Consider the following 17,037-nt stretch of genomic DNA (forward strand, 5'->3'; position numbering starts at 1 on the left):
CTCTCCTGTTGCTCTCGCGGTCACCGTCACGTCAGCCCTCTTCCGGGCCACCGCTCTCCTCGTCCGGCGCCGCGGTCTCGCCCTCGCCCTTGCCGGCGGCGGCTCCCGGCTGGGGCTCGGCGACGGCGACCCGCGCCGGGCGGATCGTGCGCTCGCCGATTCGATACCCCGGCTGCAGAATCTGCACGCACGTGGTCTCGGTGACATCCGGCGCGTAACTGTGCATCAGGGCCTCGTGGATCAGCGGGTCGAAGGGCTCGCCCTCCTTGCCGAACTGCTGGAGGCCCAGCTTGGCCACCACCGTCTCCACGGACTCGCCCACCGACTTGAAGCCGCCGACGAGCTCGCCGTGGTCACGGGCGCGGCCGATGTCGTCGAGCACGGGCAGCAGCTCGGACAGGAGGCTCGCCACGGCGATCTCCTTGACCGTCACCCGGTCCCGCTCGACCCGGCGCCGATAGTTCTGGTACTCCGCCTGGAGCCGCTGGAGGTCGGCCGTCCGCTCGTTGAGCGCGGTACGGACCTGGTCCAGCTGTGCCTGAAGGGCTACCTGCTCGAGGTCCCCGGCCGGGGCTGCCGGGCCCGCCTTGTCGGCGGACCCGGCGCCCTTCGCCGCGTCGTCGGGGGTCTGCGCGGCCTCGGAGGGGACGTCGGGCTGCTCCTCGAAGCCCGGGGTCTCCTCCGTCACGCGGCACCACCCTGACCCTTGTCGGCCTTGTCGTCGTCGACGATCTCGGCGTCCACCACATCGTCATCGGCCTTGGCCTGGCCCGCGGCGCCGGCGTCACCGGCGGCGGCACCGGCCGCGTCCGCGCCGTCGCCCGGGGTGTTGGCGTACATGGCCTGGCCCAGCTTCTGGCTGACCGCGGCGACCTTCTCGGTCGCGGTGCGGATCTCGGCGGTGTCCTCGCCCTTGAGCTTCTCCTTCAGCTCGGTGAGGGCCTCCTCGACCTCGGTCTTGACCTCGGCCGGGACCTTGTCCTCGTTGTCCTTGAGGAACTTGTCCGTCTGGTACACCAGCTGCTCGGCCTGGTTGCGGGTCTCGGCGGCCTCGCGGCGCTTGTGGTCCTCCTCCGCGTACTGCTCGGCCTCGCGCATCATGCGGTCGATGTCGTCCTTCGGCAGCGCGGAGCCGCCGGTGACGGTCATCTTCTGCTCCTTGCCGGTGCCGAGGTCCTTCGCGCCGACGTGCATGATGCCGTTGGCGTCGATGTCGAAGGTGACCTCGATCTGCGGCACGCCGCGCGGGGCCGGGGGCAGGCCGGTCAGCTCGAACATCCCGAGCTTCTTGTTGTACGCCGCGATCTCGCGCTCGCCCTGGTAGACCTGGATCTGCACGGACGGCTGGTTGTCCTCGGCCGTGGTGAAGATCTCCGAGCGCTTGGTCGGAATGGTCGTGTTGCGCTCGATCAGCTTGGTCATGATGCCGCCCTTGGTCTCGATGCCGAGGGACAGCGGGGTGACGTCCAGCAGCAGGACGTCCTTGACCTCGCCCTTGAGGACACCGGCCTGGAGGGAGGCGCCGATGGCGACGACCTCGTCCGGGTTGACGCCCTTGTTGGCCTCCTTGCCGCCGGTCAGCTCCTTGACGAGCTCGGCGACGGCGGGCATACGGGTCGAGCCACCGACCAGCACCACGTGGTCGATCTCGGACAGCGAGATGCCCGCGTCCTTGATGACGTTGTGGAACGGAGTCTTGCAGCGCTCCAGCAGGTCGGAGGTGAGCTGCTGGAACTGGGCGCGGGTGAGCTTCTCGTCCAGGTGCAGCGGGCCCTCGGCGGACGCCGTGATGTAGGGCAGGTTGATGGTGGTCTCGGACGAGCTGGAGAGCTCGATCTTCGCCTTCTCAGCGGCCTCGCGGAGGCGCTGCAGGGCCATCTTGTCCTTGGACAGGTCGACGCCGTGGCCGTTGTTGAACTGCTTGACCAGGTAGTCGACGACGCGCTGGTCCCAGTCGTCACCACCGAGGTGGTTGTCACCGTTGGTGGCCTTGACCTCCACCACGCCGTCGCCGATCTCCAGCAGCGAGACGTCGAAGGTGCCGCCACCGAGGTCGAAGACCAGAATGGTCTGGTCGTCCTTCTCCAGCCCGTAGGCGAGCGCGGCGGCAGTAGGCTCGTTGACGATACGCAGGACGTTGAGGCCCGCGATCTCACCGGCTTCCTTGGTCGCCTGGCGCTCGGCGTCGTTGAAGTACGCCGGGACGGTGATGACAGCGTCCGTGACCTTCTCACCCAGGTACGACTCGGCGTCGCGCTTCAGCTTCTGCAGAATGAAGGCGCTGATCTGCTGGGGGTTGAAGTCCTTGCCGTCGAGGTTGATCTTCCAGTCGGTGCCCATGTGGCGCTTGACCGACCGGATGGTGCGGTCCACGTTCGTGACCGCCTGGCGCTTGGCCACCTCGCCGACCAGAACCTCGCCGTTCTTCGCGAACGCCACAACGGACGGCGTGGTCCTGGCGCCCTCGGCGTTGGTGATGACGGTGGGCTCACCGCCTTCGAGAACACTGACGACGGAGTTCGTCGTACCCAGGTCGATGCCGACCGCACGTGCCATTTCGGAATCCTCCAGCTACAGCATTGAGTGGAACAGGCTCAAGCGTGCATCACCGCTGTGCGGCTGTCAACAGACCTGAGTCGACAGGGCTCAAGTTTTATATGAGGCTTATGCCCAAGCGGGCGCGGATGAGGCGGAGGAGGGGCCACATGAGGTGGAGGAGGGGCCAAGTGAGCGACACAGATCACCGGCTCGTCGACTACATGGGTTCCCGTCCGGGCGGGTAATCTCGGTCAAGCCACATTAAGTTACTGCTTAGTAATCCAGCTCTCGCAGGTTCGAGGAGCCCCTTATGCAACTCGCCGCGATCATCGTGTCGCTGGTCCTCACCGCGGTCGGCGTTGCCCTGCTCGGCCGGGCCGTCGCACAGTTCGTGCGCTTCTTCAAGCTCGGCGCGCCGGTCCCGGCCGGAGCCAGGACCGACAATCCCTGGCAGCGCAGCGTGACCCTGGTCCGGGAGTTCCTCGCGCACACGCGCATGAACAAGTGGGGCGTCATCGGCGTCGCCCACTGGTTCGTGGCGATCGGCTTCCTGACCCTGCCGCCGACCATCATCAACGCCTATGGCCAGCTCTTCCAGGCGGACTGGACGCTGCCGATCCTCGGCGGCTTCCTCCCCTACGAGCTGTACATCGAGTTCATCGGCACGATGACCACGCTGGGCATCCTGACGCTGATGGTGATCCGGCTGCTGAACCTGCCCAGCCGGGCCGGCCGCAAGTCCCGGTTCACCGGCTCCACCGCCTGGCAGGCGTACTTCGTCGAGTACGTCATCCTCATCATCGGCCTCGCGATCATGGCGCTGCGCGGCACCGAGGGCGCGCTGCACCACGTCGACTCCTACGAGCCCGCGTACTTCGCCTCGTATCCGCTGGTCCAGCTCTTCGACGGGCTGAGCCTGGACACGGTGCAGAACCTGACCTACTTCTTCGCGATGATCAAGCTGGGCACGACCATGATCTGGATGATCACGGTCAGCACCAACCTCGACATGAGCATCGCCTGGCACCGCTTCCTCGCCTTCCCCAACATCTGGTTCAAGCGCAACGCGGACGGCGAGGTGGCGCTCGGCGCGCTGCAGCCGATGACCAGCGACGGCAAGGCGATCGACTTCGAGGACCCGGACGAGGACGCCCAGTTCGGCGTCTCGCAGATCGAGCACTTCTCCTGGAAGGGCATCCTCGACTTCTCCACCTGCACCGAGTGCGGCCGCTGCCAGTCGCAGTGCCCCGCCTGGAACACCGGTAAGCCGCTCTCGCCCAAGCTGCTGATCATGGCGCTGCGCGACCACTCGCACGCCAAGGCCCCGTATCTGCTCGCCGGTGGCGGCAAGACGATGGAGGGCGAGGAGAGGGCGAGCGAGGAGCAGCTCGCCGGGGTGCCCGCGGCCGCGCTGGCGGAGGCCGAGCGGCCGCTGATCGGGACGCTGGAGGAGAACGGCGTCATCGACCCGGATGTGCTGTGGTCCTGCACCACCTGCGGTGCCTGTGTCGAGCAGTGCCCGGTGGACATCGAGCACGTCGACCACATCGTGGACATGCGCCGCTACCAGGTGATGATCGAGTCCTCGTTCCCGTCCGAGGCGGGCACGATGCTCAAGAACCTGGAGAAGAAGGGCAACCCCTGGGGCCTGGCCAAGAAGCAGCGGCTGGCGTGGACCAAGGAAGTCGACTTCGAGGTGCCGGTCGTCGGCAAGGACATCGAGGACCTCACCGAGGTCGACTACCTGTACTGGGTCGGCTGCGCGGGTGCCCTGGAGGACCGGGCCAAGAAGACCACTAAAGCCTTCGCGGAGCTGCTGCACATCGCGGGCGTCAAGTTCGCGATCATGGGCGGCGACGAGGCGTGCACCGGTGACTCCGCCCGCCGCCTGGGCAATGAGTTCCTCTTCCAGCAGCTCGGCCAGCAGAACGTCGAGATGCTGAACATGGCCTTCGGCGAAGACGACGAGGACGAGTCCTCGAAGAAGCCGAAGTCGGCGAAGAAGATCGTCGCGACCTGCCCGCACTGCTTCAACACGATCGCCAACGAATACCCGCAGCTCGGCGGCGACTTCGAGGTCATCCACCACACCCAACTGCTGCAGCACCTCATCGACGAGGGCAAGCTGATCCCGGTCACGCCGGTCGAGGGTCTGATCACCTACCACGACCCCTGCTACCTGGGCCGCCACAACAAGGTCTACACCCCGCCGCGCGAGATCATCGCCAAGGTGCCGGGGCTGCGGAACGAGGAGATGCACCGCCACAAGGAGCGCGGCTTCTGCTGTGGCGCGGGCGGCGCCCGGATGTGGATGGAGGAGCGGATCGGCAAGCGCGTCAACAACGAGCGCGTGGACGAGGCGCTGTCCCTCAACCCGGACATCGTCTCCACCGCCTGCCCGTTCTGCCTGGTGATGCTGACCGACTCCGTCAACGGCAAGAAGAATGACGGGAAGGCGAAGGAAGAACTCCAGGTCGTGGATGTGGCGCAGCTTCTCCTGGACTCGGTGAAGACCCCGGCCGCGCCGGAGGACGGCGGCAAGGACGCCGAGGAGCCGGAGCCCGCCCCGGCCAAGTAGCACGGCCGTAGCACCGCGACGATGTGTCGAAGCCCGCCCACGGAGTCCGTGGGCGGGCTTCACGCTTTGCCGGCGGGCTTCACGCTTGCCGGCGGGCTTCGGCCACGCTTGCCGGCGGCCTTACGGAGGCCATGGCGACCTTACGGCTCTCATGAGGGCCTTATGCCCGCGGCCTGCCGTTCTTCGACAGCGGCAGCGCCTGCTCGGTCCAGATGACCTTGCCGTCCGCGGTGTAGCGGGTGCCCCAGCGGTCGGCGAACTGCGAGACCAGGAAGAGCCCCCGGCCGCCCTCGTCCGTCGTCGCCGCGTACCGCAGATGCGGGGAGGTGCTGCTGGTGTCGAAGACTTCGCAGATCAGGCTGCGGTCGCAGAGCAGCCGCACCCGGATCGGGCCGGTCGCGTAGCGGATCGCGTTGGTGATCAGCTCGCTGAGGATGAGCTCGGTCGTGAACGCGACATCGCCCAGATCCCACTCCGCCAGCTTCCGGGCCACCGCGGCACGCACCTCGGCCACCTGCGCCGGATCGGACGGCACCTCCCAGTCGGCGGTCAGACCGGGCTCCAGCACCCTCGTACGGGCCACGATGAGCGCGATGTCATCGCTCGGGCGATCGGGCAGCAGCGCGTCCAGCACCGCCGTACAGGCGTCCTCAGGCGTCCGGCCGGGGTGGGACAGGGCGCCGCGCAGCATTTCCAGACCGGTCTCGATGTCCCGGTCGCGCTTCTCGATCAGCCCGTCCGTGTAGAGCACCAGATGGCTGCCCTCGGGCAGCTCCAGCTCCGCCGTCTCGAACGGCAGCCCGCCCAGGCCCAGCGGCGGCCCCGCGGGCAGCTCCAGGAACTCCACCGAGCCGTCCGGACGCACCAGCGCGGGCGGCGGATGACCGGCCCGCGCCATCGTGCAACGCCGCGTCACCGGATCGTAGATCGCGTACAGACACGTCGCCCCCGTGATGCCCTCACCGCCACCACCGCCACCGCTGCCGTCGCCGTCCGGCCCACCAGGAGCCTCGTCCTGGTCGATCCGGGCGATCAGGTCATCGAGGTGGGAGAGGATCTCATCGGGCGGGAGGTCGAGCGTGGAGAAGTTGTGCACCGCCGTCCGCAGCCGCCCCATCGTCGCCGCCGCGTGCAGACCATGACCCACCACGTCCCCCACCACCAGCGCCACCCGCGCCCCGGGCAACGGGATCACGTCGAACCAGTCGCCCCCGACCCCCGACTCCGCCGGCAGATAGCGGTACGCCACATCCAGCGCGTTCTGCTCCGGCAGCATCCGGGGCAGCAGGCTGCGCTGGAGGGTCACCGCCATGGTGTGCTCGCGGGTGTAGCGGCGGGCGTTGTCGATGCTGACGGCGGCCCGGGTGACCAGCTCCTCCGCGAGGGAGACGTCGTCCTCCTCGAAGGGCTCCGGCTTCTCCGCGCGCATGAAGCTGGCCACGCCCAGGACGACGCCCCGGGCCCGCAGCGGGACCGTGATCATCGAGTGGATGCCGTAGTCGACGATCCGCCGGGCGTGCTCGGGGTCCTGCTCCTGCCAGCCGCCGAAGTCGCCCAGGACCGGCTCGACCGTGACCGCTCCACTGCGGAAGCCCCGGGCCTGGGGCGCGCTCGGGCCGAACTCGATCAGCATGCCGAGGGGGTAGAGCGGGCCGTCGTCGCGGATGCCGCTGAGGGCCGTACGACGCAGGACCGTACGGCCGCCGTCGGCGGCCGCCACGGCGGGCCACGAGCCCGCGTCCAGGCCGCCGATGCCCGAGACCCCGTCCGGGGGCTCCTCGCCGCGCAGCACCGAGTCCGCGAGGTCCACCGAGACGTAGTCGGCGAACCGGGCCACCGCGTACTCCGCCAGTTCCTGGGCGGTGCGCACCACGTCCAGCGTGGTGCCGATGGAGACGCCCGCGTCGTACAGCAGCTTGAGGCGGTTGCGCGCGAGGTCGACCTTGCCGGACAGCGCGCGCAGCTCCGTGGTGTCGCGCAGGGTGGCGACGCTGCCGGGCGGGCCGCCGTCGCGGTCGGTGGGGCGGTGGCTGACGGACAGCAGCCGCTCACCCGCCGTATGGACCTCGTCGGTGGCGGGGCGCCCGGACGCCAGCAGCGCGGCGGTGTGCGGGTCGAAGCCGAGCTCGGACACCAGGCGGCCCTCGGCGTCCGACGGGAGGTCGAAGAGCCGGCGCGCCTCGTCGTTGGCCAGCACCAGCCGTCCGTCGCCGCCGACGATCAGCACGCCCTCGCGCACCGAGTGCAGCACCGCGTCGTGGTGCTCGTACATCCGCGTCATCTCGGACGGGTCCAGCCCGTGGGTCTGGCGCCGCAGCCGCCTGCTGACCAGGGCCGTGCCCGCCGTGGCGAGCGCCATGGCGGCCGCCGCCGCGCCGAACAGCAGCGGCAGCTGCTGGTCGGCGGCGCCGCTCACCTTCTTGATCGTGATACCCGCCGCGACCAGGCCGACGACCTTCCCCTGGGCGTCCTTGACAGGCACCACGGACCGTACGGACAGGCCGAGCGTGCCGGTGAAGGTCTCCTGGACCGTCCGGCCCTCGGCCGCCGGGCGGATGCTGCCCATGAAGTGCTTGCCGATCCGGCCGGGGTTGGGGTGGGTGTAGCGGATCCCTCGCGGCGTCATGGCCACGACGAAGTCGACCCCGGAGCCCTTACGGGCCCGCTCGGCGAGCGGCTGCAGTACGGCGCTGGGATCGGGGCCGCGCAGCGTGCTCACCATGCCCGGCGCGTGCGCGAAGCTCTCGGCGACCGCCATGGAGCGGTTACGGGCCTCCCGCTCGCTGTCGTAGCGGGACTGGAGGACGAGTGCCACGACGGCGGCGACGACCAGCAGCAGCACGACACCGACCTGCAGGACGAAGACCTGGCCGGCCACGGTGCGCACCCCGCGCCCCGGGTGCCAGCGGGGCCGCCGCCCATAGCCGCGGCCGTTGGGGGCGCCAGGGCCGCCGCCGGGGCCACCGCCGGAGCCGGGGCCCGATCCGCGGCCGATCCAGCCGGTGCGCAGCGACGGCCGCCCATGCGGGCTCAGCCGGGCGTACGGGCTCTGCCGACCCTGCCGACCCCAGCGGTCAGAGGGGCTCGGCGAGCCCTGGGGATCGGCTGGATCGCGCTGGTCCCGCTGACCTCGCCGGTCTCGCTCGTCTCGTTGACCTTGCTGGTCTCGCGGGCCCTGTCGGTCTTGTCGGCCCTGCTGGTCCTGTCGGTCCTGCTGGTCCTGCGTGTCCTGCTGAACGCGCCGCCCACGTCGCTCCCATGCCGAGCGGGGCCCCTCACGCCGACCGCGTGGGCGCCAGTCGGTCATCGTGCGGGCCAGCGGAACCCGTGGTCGACCGAAAAGTCCGGCCATGTCGTTATTTTTAGCACCCTCGCTCAGCGGTGGGCGAGCGGCATCCTCAGCCGCCGACCGAGCACTCCCGTCCGACATCGCGACTACACCCCGCCCGCACCCTCTTTCACCGCTCTCGCCGCCTCACCCGTCACCCGCACATCGTGCGTTAAGCACATGGCTGCCCCCGCTTTTCCGCGTCGAAGTTCCGCGTCGGACGTACCGATACTGGCCGTGAAGTATCCCTTCTCACAATGACGTTGCGAATCCCCTACAGGATCATGCCCACCACGGCGTCCGTAAATGTCCTGGACGGCCCTTGTGCTCCAAAGGTCATCTTTACAGCCAAGCAGACTGATCGATCCCGCATCATCCGGAAAGGCCACCGAGCGACGGCCGACCGGGGCGTCAGGCATCACCCTCGTAACGAAGTGCCGTGCCCCATGGCCTCAGCCGCCCTGATGGGTTGAGGTGGCCCGATGACGCCCGCACCTCCCCCCACAGCACCACCCGGCCGCGTCCCGGGCCCCCGACGCCGCTCCCTCCCCCGCGTCCCCCGTATCCCTCGCGTCACCACCGCCTCAGCCGCCGCCTCTGCGGCCACGTCCGTCACCACCTGCGTCGCCGCCGGTACGGCCTGTCTGGCGCTGCTGCTCACCGCCTGCGGCCCCGACGACGGCGCACGAGGCCATCGCGACGGCTCCGCCGCCGGGTCCGTCATCACCCCCACCGCGACCGCGCCCGTCCCCCACGGCAAGGGCAGCCGGCTGCCGGACGACGTCAACGGCGACGGCTACCCCGATCTGCGCGTCCCCGTCCCGTCCGGCAAAGGGGGGCTGCCCAGCCGGATCGCCTTCGTCCACGGCTCGTCCCACGGCCTGAATCCCGCCACCCGCACCGTGCTCCGCGACCGCGACCTCGGGCTGCCCTCCCAGGACGTCACCGTCGCGGGCGCGACCGAGGTGGCCACGGCCGACCTCGACGGCGACGGCTACGCCGACGTCACCACGACGGCGGGCGAGGCGCTCGGCAAGCAGGAGACCGAGCGCACCCAGGCCACCGTCCGGACCGTCCCCTACATCTCCTGGGGCGGCCCCGGCGGCCCCCACCGCACCCGCTCCGCCGCCCGCGTCCAGCTGACCGGTCCGGACGACGGCGTGGACGCCCAGCGCCCCACCGTCGGCGACTTCAACGGCGACGGCCACCACGACCTGGCCCTGGTCCGCGCGGACCGGCACTCGCTGCTGGTGCTGTACGGGCCGTTCAACCGGGCGGGCAAGGCGGCCCGGACCGTGCCGTACGCGAGCCCGCTGGAGGGCCACGGCGAGATCGGCGACCTCATCGCCGACACGATCGCCGACACCGCCGACGGCCACCGCGCCACCGATCTGGTGGTGCACGCGCTCAACGACAACGATCAGTCCGGCTCCACCCTCCTCACCGCCGGGTCCCGCGGCCTCAGCCACACGGGCCGCAGGCTGCGCGAGGGCAACTCGATCGCCTTCGGCGACTTCGACGGCGACGGCCGCCGCGATGTCGCGGTCGGCGACAGCGGCACCCGTAATGACGAGCCGGGTGTGGAGACGGAGCGGCCGGACATCGGCAAGACGGTGAGCGTCTACCACAAGGAGGCGGCGCGGACGGCCGGTTCCACTCCGCGCCCCCTCAAGGTGCCCGGGATGTCGGGCACCCTGGCCGCCGCCGACACCGATGGCGACGGCACCGATGAACTGGCCGTCTCGCTCGGGCGGGGCGGCGTGGAACTGCTCGCCCTGCGGGGCTCCCGCCCCGCCACGACCCGCGTCGCCCGGCGTCATCTCCTGACCCGCGCGGCACCCGCCGTCGTGGACGGCAGGTCCGTCCGTAAGGGCGAGCGCGCGGCCCGGCTCTACGGTGTCGCGGACTTCGATCACGACGGTAAGGACGAGGTCGTCCTGGCGTGGGGCCCCGGTCTGGCCTTCTCGCGGTACGGCGAGCGTCCCGAGTGGTGGTGGATCACGGACGGCACGGCGGACAAGACGGCCTTCAGCAGCAAGCCGTTCGCGGCGGACGCGGACTAGGACTCGGACTAGGACGCGAGCGAGGACGCGGACCAGGACGTGGACCAGGGCGGGCGAACGCCAGGAGAACGCCGCGAGGGCACACCGGCTACCCCCGGCGCCCCCGGCAACCCCGGCACCCCCGGCAACCCCGGCAACCCCGGCAACCCCGGCAACCCCGGCGCCCCCGGCAACCCCCACCGACCACCGGGGGAAAACCCATAAGGGACCCCCTAGGGGATGTCACAGCTCGGCCGCAATGCCCGGGCCGCCCACACAGCTCCCGCACCCGGCCCGCTACGACCGGGTACGTTCGAATGGTGGCTGGATTCAGGATCGGACGCGGACGGGACTCCCACTCCGCGCAACAAGGGCAGCAGCAGCGGCCGCCGCAGCCGCCGTACGGACAGCACGACCCGTACGGCGGTCAGCAGCAGCCGCAGTGGCAGCAGCCCCCCTCACAGGGAGAGCCGGAGTATTTCGGCGGCCAGGACCCGCACTACGGCCCCGGGCCCGGGCAGGGCCCCGGCCCCGGAGGCTACGGCCCGGGGCAGAGACCGTACGGACAGGGCGGCGGCACGTACGCCGACAACAACTCGGGCCATACACAGCAGTTCAGCGTCGGCGAGGCGCCCGACGCGTACGACCCGTACGGCCAGGGCCCCGGTTCGTACGACGACGGCTACGGCGGGCAGACCTACCGCGCAGGCTCCTCCACGACCCCGCCCGCCGGCCCCCGGCTGCACTGGCAGCAGCTGCTGAGCGGCATCGTGCTGCGCCCGTCGGCCACCTTCTGGCAGATGCGGGACTACGCGGTGTGGGGCCCGGCGCTGATCGTGACCTTCGTCTACGGTCTGCTGGCGGTCTTCAGCTTCGATGACGCCCGTAAGGACGTCCTCAACGCCCCCATGTCCAACAGCATCCCGTGGGTGCTCACCGCGGGCGTCGCCATGCTGATCAGTGGGCTGATCCTGGGCGCCGTCACCCACACCCTCGCCCGCCAACTGGGCGGCGACGGCACCTGGGCGCCGACCATCGGCCTGTCCATGCTGATCATGTCGATCACGGACGCACCGCGGCTGGTGTTCGCGCTCTTCCTGGGCGGGGACAGCTCGCTGGTGAAGGTGCTGGGCTGGGTGACCTGGCTGGCGGCGGGCGCGCTCTTCACCTCGATGGTGAGCAAGTCGCACGACCTGCCGTGGCAGAAGGCGCTGGGCGCGTCGGCGCTCCAGCTGATCGCGCTGCTGAGCCTGCTGAAGCTGGGAACGCTGTAAGGCCGGCACCACAGGCCGCATGACCAAGGGGCCCGCACCGGCGGGCCCCTCATCTCATGCGTCTGACGCGTCTGATGCGTCGCGGCCTGTGTCAGGCGTCCCGCACTTGCCCCTCCCGCCGCACCACGGGCGGTTCCACGCTCCACGGGAAGTTGATCCACTGATCGGTGCGCTGCCAGACGTACTCGCACTTCACGAGCGACTGCGGCTTCTCGTAGATCACCGCGCTGCGCACCTCGGCGACCGTCCCGAGACAGAAGTCACGGACCAGCTTCAGCGTCTTGCCGGTGTCCGCCACGTCGTCGGCGATCAGCACCTTCTTGTCGGAGAAGTCGATCGCGTTGGGCACGGGCGCGAGCATCACGGGCATGTCGAGGGTGGTCCCCACGCCCGTGTAGAACTCCACGTTCACCAGGTGGATGTTCTTGCAGTCGAGCGCGTACGCCAGCCCACCGGCCACGAAAACCCCGCCGCGGGCTATGGAGAGCACGACGTCGGGCTCGTAGCCATCGCCGGCGATCTTCTCCGCCAGCTCGCGGACCGCGACCCCGAACCGCTCGTACGTAAGGTTCTCGCGCTGCTCACCCACGCCGCTCACACCTTCGTCCGGTGGAAGCTCTGGAACGACCGCGAGGGCGTCGGCCCGCGCTGCCCCTGATAGCGGGAACCGTAACGGGCGGAGCCGTAAGGATGCTCCGCGGGCGAGGTCAGCCGGAACATGCACAGCTGCCCGATCTTCATCCCCGGCCACAGCTTGATCGGCAGCGTCGCGACATTCGACAGCTCGAGCGTGACGTGCCCGGAGAACCCCGGGTCGATGAACCCCGCCGTGGAGTGCGTCAGCAGCCCCAGCCGCCCCAGACTCGACTTCCCCTCGAGCCGCGAGGCGATGTCGTCCGGCAGCGTCACGACCTCGTACGTCGAGGCGAGCACGAACTCGCCGGGGTGCAGGATGAACGCGTCCTCGCCCTCGGGCTCCACCAGCCGCGTCAGATCGGGCTGCTCCACCGCCGGGTCGATATGCGGATAGCGGTGGTTCTCGAACACCCGGAAGAACCGGTCCAGCCGTACATCGATACTCGACGGCTGCACCATCGCCGGATCGTACGGATCAATCCGCACCCGCCCGGCGTCGATCTCGGCCCGGATGTCCTTGTCTGAGAGAAGCACCCAAAGAGGATACGCACATCACAGGCGCCCCCACGGCACAGGCCCGGTCCCACCGGACCGGGCCCGCACCCTGCGACTTCATCGGCTACCGCTCACCGCTTATCGGCCCCCACTGGCACCGCGTGCCGGAGCCGAGCGCAACGCGGACACCGCAGCAACCGGCCGGGGCCGATGCGGTCGACGGTGAGGTGCTGCATCGGGAACGAGGAGGTGCTGAACACATGCCCTTCAGCACAACGGACGACGGTGCGCTCCATTGAGTCCCTTCCCCAAGAACGTGGACGGCGTGGACGACAAAAGCCACATTAGGGGATCAACCACCCACCACTCCACGCGGCACTCCGCACCCCCACCGTACGCCCAACTCCCGCACCCCAACAGCCGCTTCCACCCCACGGACACCCCGAAAATCCACCCCAAAACCACGCCAAATCCCCCTCAAAACACCCCCGAACCCACCCCACCTCACCCCCCGCCTTGGCCCCGCCCCACCCCCGACCGCACCCCGAACAGCACGAAGACCCCACGACGAATGCGCCGGGGGTCAGCCATGGGGTAAAGTGTCCGACGATGCGGCGCCAGAGATCGGGTGCCTCTCGCGGGTGTAGTTTAATGGTAGAACATGAGCTTCCCAAGCTCAGAGCGCGGGTTCGATTCCCGTCACCCGCTCCACGCTTAAGGCCCAGGTCAGCGACCTGGGCCTTGTTTGTTGTCTAGACCTCCCTAAGCATCTCGTGCCAGATCCGTGCCAGATGCCTGATCGTCGCCCTCCTCAGCAGCCTCCTTGGCCGCCTGGCGGTCGGCGGCAACGCGGGCATCGATCCCGGCGGCCACCTCTTTCTGACGCTCCAGGGTCGAGTGCTGATAGATCAGCGCGGCCCGCGTGGACGACTGGCCGGCACGGACCATGGTGTCCTTGAGCGTCGCGCCGGATTGGGTCGAGAGGGTGTGTCCGGTGTGACGAAGATCGTAGAAACGGAAGTCGTCGGGGAGCCCCACTTTCGCTCTCGCCCGTCGCCACTTCCGCCCAAAGGAGGACCGCCGGAACGGCGCCCCCTTCTCGCCGACGAAGAGCAGCCCGTTCGGCTCCTTCTCCGCGAACCACTTCACATGCCGCTCCAGGTCCTTCCGCATGAAGCCGGGCAGCACAATGAACCGCTTCCCCGCCTCGGACTTCGTATCGCCCACCACCCGCCGGCCGGTTGTCAGCTCGGGAGCCGCCCGGCGGACCCACACACCGACCGTTTCAAGGTCCACGTCAGGCCGCCGCATCTCCGCCTGCTCTTCAGGGCGAGCCGGGCCATACGCGGCGATGTAGACCATCAGCCGCCACCGAGGCCCCATGGCGTCGGCGAGCGCATCCACCTGCTCCACGGTGGCGATGGGACGTTCACCTGCCGACTCCTTCCCTGCTCCGCGTATCTGGCAGGGATTCCGGCGGATCAGCTCGTCCTCAACGGCCGTCTCCAGGATGGCTTTCACCAACCGGTACGACTTCGCAACAGTCGTCTCCCCCACGGTCTCCAGCCGCTCAGCACGCCAGGTACGAACGCGCGGAGGCGTAATCTCGTCCAGGTCCCAGGCCCGAAAGGTCGGCAAGATGTGCAACCGCAGAAGCCGCCGGTACAACTCGTCGGTGGTGGGCGACAAGCCGCGCTCCTTCACCCACCGCAAGGCGTACTCCTCGAAGTTGACGGCGCCCGCGTCCGGGTCCTGCCAATCGCCCCTCCGCAGCTCGGTCTGTTTCTCCGCCAACCAGTCGTCTGCGTCGCCCGTCGTCTCGAAGGTCACCGGAGCCGGACGCATGATCCCGTCCGGGCCGGGATAGCGAGCCTGGAAGCGGCCGGAGGGGAGCTTGCGAACCGCTCCGAAACGACGCCGCTTCCCTTTGCTGTTGGCCATCAGACAGCCCTCCGGAGGTGACGACGCCGAGGCTGCACCGGCCGCACGGTGTTGGCGTCGATGTACTCCTGAATGACGCTCTCCGGGATGCGGACATGGCGCCCCACCTTCACGTACTTGATGCGCCGCTCAGCGACCAGCCGTCGAGGGAAGCGCTGGGTGGTCCCCAGAAGCTCGGCCACCTGAGCAACGCTGAGGTACCGGTCACGCATGGGTCGGTTCTCCTTCTGTTCCTGGGGCGGGGGTGATGGTGGCGGTGAGCCATTCCTCAGCGGGGGTGAGGCCGGTACCGGCGTAGACCCAGTGGGCAAGGACCAGCGTGGTCTCGTCCGGGCCGGAGTCGGCAGCCGCAGCCTGAGCACGTCGCCAGGCGGCGCGGGCGTCGCGGAGTGCGCCGAGGGTGGTGGAGTAACGGCGGGATTTGGTGGAGAAGTGGCCCCGGAAGCCGAGCATGTGAGCCCAGGCACGAAGCCGAAGGTGTTCCAGGTCCTTCCGCGCCCCGAGAGCCCAAGCGGTGCGGACGAGACGCCGGGCGTGCTCGCTGATGTCGAGCTGGGCGACTTCGGCGATGAGCCGTATCGGCCGGTCCAGGGCTCCGGTCGCGGTCTCAGCGCCCTTGGTGGCGTACTTGGCGACGTACGCGGCAACAGCCCGGTCGGTCAGCTCTTGGCCGCCGTTGAAGTCCGCTCCCCGAATGGGCCGTACGTCGAGTTGCCCGCCGAAGGCGAAGGTGTGGGCCCGGCCGTCGATGACGGGACCGACGACCTGGGCCCTGGTCGTGGCGGTGGTTGTGGCAGCACGGATGGCATCAGCCAGCAGCTCGGCCGTGGCCCAGCCCGGAGGCGGGCTGTCACCACCGCCGGGACCGTCGATACGGATCACAGCGTGGAAGTGGACAGCGCCGCGCTTCTGGTACTCGGCGACCTTTGCGAAGGACAGCCGGGCGTGCTCGCGGAAGGCCCGTTGCGTGAGCCCGGCCCGCTTGGCGACCTCCCGCCGCAGGTAGATCGAGAACCGCCGCCACAGCAGGCCAGCGTGAGCGTTCCAGAGCACCGCGGATTCGTAGTCGTAGCTGTCCGGGTTGAGCGGCGTACCAATGGCGTCGTCGTCCTGGTCGTGGCGGACGCCACACCGGCACGGGCGGATCGTGCGAGCCGGGCCGTTGGGGCGGTTGTGGACCGGGCCGAAGCTGGGCGCAGTGAAGGTGGCGAAGACGCGCGGGTGGCTGGCGACCGTTTCCGGGGTGCCTTTGCCGCCGCGCAGCCCGGCGGTGATCAGGTGGAAGGTGTCGCGGCGGTAGGTCTCGGCACAGGCCGCACAGCGGGTGGTACGGCGGTTGTTGCAACGGACCAGCAGATGCCCAGCGGGCAGTTCGGTGGAGTCCAGGTGGTGGAGGACCCGGCCGATCTCGCCGGTGTCCCGGTTCACGTGGTGTTCAGTGCGGTGACCGTCGAGGCGGATCGGGCTGGTGCAGCCGCCGAGGCCGGACAGCTGACGCAGCAGCGCGGGCATGGTACCGAGGACTGCCAGACTGCGGAGTTCGGGCAGCGGTGGCGGGGTGGTTCGGGTGATGATGGGTCTCCTCTTTCGGCTCTTGGGTCGGGAGGGGGTGGGCTACCGGGGCGGCGGATGCTTGGCGGTATCGAGGCCGCCCCGGCAGTCGTGTTCGTGCGGGGTTAGCGGCGGCGCTGGCTGGCCAGCAGCGAGCGCATGACGACGGCGGCCACCGCGACGGAGACGGCCGTCACGGCGACGGCGGCGAGCAGGGCCGTCAGGACGATGCCGACCGTGACCACGGCGCCGACCGTTCCGGCGTTGAGCCCGCTCAAGACCCCGGCCGGGCGAGTTGGAGCAGGCGCGGTGGTGTGCTGGCAGGAGCAGGCCGGGGCATGCCTGTGCTGGGCCGCCGGGACGGCGGTGGGCACGTGGACGATCGACGGCTTGGGGGCTTCGGGGTACTTCGGTCGGAACATTGCGATCTCCTCTCAGCTACTCGTCTAGTCGTGTTGTCGGTTGACGGAGTCGACGCCGGAGCGCGTACCGGACTCCACGGACGGCGCGAGGCCGGTGTGGGCGAGCCAGAAGCCGAACAGCGCGATCACGACGGCGACCCACAGGCGGACGCCCATGAACTTGATCGCGATCCAGGCGACGGCTCCGAGGACGAGGACCAGGGGCAGGCTGACGGTCACGGGCGATCTCCTT

At 69.6% G+C, this 17,037-nt stretch carries 13 protein-coding genes and 1 tRNA gene; 4 read left to right on the forward strand and 10 right to left on the reverse strand.

Annotation, left to right across the window (positions count from 1 at the left end; genetic code table 11):
* Positions 1–31: 31 nt before the first annotated feature.
* Together grpE and dnaK are read right to left on the reverse strand one after the other, a co-directional pair.
* A complete protein-coding gene (gene grpE / locus ACZ6TD_RS23510) occupies positions 32–688 on the reverse strand; it encodes a nucleotide exchange factor GrpE (protein ID WP_471357172.1) in 657 nt (218 codons plus the stop codon).
* Positions 685–2,556 carry a molecular chaperone DnaK gene (gene dnaK, locus ACZ6TD_RS23515; RefSeq protein WP_471357175.1) on the reverse strand — a complete coding sequence of 624 codons (1,872 nt, stop codon included), beginning with the start codon at positions 2,554–2,556 and terminating at the stop codon, positions 685–687. The genes grpE and dnaK overlap by 4 nt, the downstream gene beginning before the upstream one ends.
* Positions 2,557–2,848: 292 nt before the next feature.
* On the opposite strand from dnaK, the gene ACZ6TD_RS23520 reads away from it, so the two are divergent.
* The gene (locus tag ACZ6TD_RS23520; RefSeq protein WP_471357178.1) at positions 2,849–5,116 is read left to right on the forward strand and encodes a (Fe-S)-binding protein; all 2,268 of its coding nucleotides are present in this window, start codon (positions 2,849–2,851) and stop codon (positions 5,114–5,116) included.
* A gap of 160 nt (positions 5,117–5,276) precedes the next feature.
* Here ACZ6TD_RS23520 and ACZ6TD_RS23525 read toward each other — a convergent pair whose 3' ends face one another.
* On the reverse strand, positions 5,277–7,994 hold the full coding sequence (locus ACZ6TD_RS23525) for a SpoIIE family protein phosphatase (protein ID WP_471357180.1): 2,718 nt from the start codon (positions 7,992–7,994) through the stop codon (positions 5,277–5,279).
* A 932-nt stretch (positions 7,995–8,926) separates the two neighbouring features.
* On the opposite strand from ACZ6TD_RS23525, the gene ACZ6TD_RS23530 reads away from it, so the two are divergent.
* Together ACZ6TD_RS23530 and ACZ6TD_RS23535 are read left to right on the forward strand one after the other, a co-directional pair.
* Positions 8,927–10,507, forward strand: coding sequence for a VCBS repeat-containing protein (locus ACZ6TD_RS23530; RefSeq protein ID WP_471357182.1), 1,581 nt, complete (start codon positions 8,927–8,929; stop codon positions 10,505–10,507).
* Between the two features lie 296 nt (positions 10,508–10,803).
* Positions 10,804–11,760, forward strand: coding sequence for a Yip1 family protein (locus tag ACZ6TD_RS23535; RefSeq protein ID WP_471357185.1), 957 nt, complete (start codon positions 10,804–10,806; stop codon positions 11,758–11,760).
* A 91-nt stretch (positions 11,761–11,851) separates the two neighbouring features.
* On the opposite strand, the gene ACZ6TD_RS23540 is transcribed toward ACZ6TD_RS23535, so the two are convergent.
* Both ACZ6TD_RS23540 and dcd read right to left on the reverse strand, forming a co-directional pair.
* The gene (locus ACZ6TD_RS23540; RefSeq protein WP_471357188.1) at positions 11,852–12,349 is read right to left on the reverse strand and encodes a phosphoribosyltransferase; all 498 of its coding nucleotides are present in this window, start codon (positions 12,347–12,349) and stop codon (positions 11,852–11,854) included.
* A 5-nt stretch (positions 12,350–12,354) separates the two neighbouring features.
* Entirely contained in the window at positions 12,355–12,930 is a 576-nt protein-coding gene (gene dcd, locus ACZ6TD_RS23545) for a dCTP deaminase (protein WP_037954192.1), read from the reverse strand.
* Positions 12,931–13,528: 598 nt separating this feature from the next.
* On the opposite strand from dcd, the gene ACZ6TD_RS23550 reads away from it, so the two are divergent.
* A tRNA-Gly gene (locus ACZ6TD_RS23550) sits at positions 13,529–13,602 on the forward strand.
* Positions 13,603–13,653: 51 nt separating this feature from the next.
* Here ACZ6TD_RS23550 and ACZ6TD_RS23555 read toward each other — a convergent pair.
* The 5 genes from ACZ6TD_RS23555 to ACZ6TD_RS23575 all read right to left on the reverse strand — a co-directional run bounded on the left by ACZ6TD_RS23555 (position 13,654) and on the right by ACZ6TD_RS23575 (position 17,024).
* On the reverse strand, positions 13,654–14,832 hold the full coding sequence (locus ACZ6TD_RS23555) for a tyrosine-type recombinase/integrase (protein ID WP_471357191.1): 1,179 nt from the start codon (positions 14,830–14,832) through the stop codon (positions 13,654–13,656).
* The gene (locus ACZ6TD_RS23560; RefSeq protein WP_471357193.1) at positions 14,832–15,044 is read right to left on the reverse strand and encodes an excisionase family DNA-binding protein; all 213 of its coding nucleotides are present in this window, start codon (positions 15,042–15,044) and stop codon (positions 14,832–14,834) included. Before ACZ6TD_RS23560 ends, ACZ6TD_RS23555 begins: the two co-directional genes overlap by 1 nt.
* The gene (locus ACZ6TD_RS23565; RefSeq protein ID WP_471357195.1) at positions 15,037–16,344 is read right to left on the reverse strand and encodes a replication initiator; all 1,308 of its coding nucleotides are present in this window, start codon (positions 16,342–16,344) and stop codon (positions 15,037–15,039) included. The genes ACZ6TD_RS23560 and ACZ6TD_RS23565 overlap by 8 nt, the downstream gene beginning before the upstream one ends.
* A gap of 164 nt (positions 16,345–16,508) precedes the next feature.
* Positions 16,509–16,805 carry a hypothetical protein gene (locus ACZ6TD_RS23570; RefSeq protein WP_471357198.1) on the reverse strand — a complete coding sequence of 99 codons (297 nt, stop codon included), beginning with the start codon at positions 16,803–16,805 and terminating at the stop codon, positions 16,509–16,511.
* A gap of 24 nt (positions 16,806–16,829) precedes the next feature.
* On the reverse strand, positions 16,830–17,024 hold the full coding sequence (locus ACZ6TD_RS23575) for a hypothetical protein (protein ID WP_086884260.1): 195 nt from the start codon (positions 17,022–17,024) through the stop codon (positions 16,830–16,832).
* Positions 17,025–17,037: the final 13 nt, after the last annotated feature.

It is taken from the genome of Streptomyces yongxingensis, assembly GCF_055597465.1.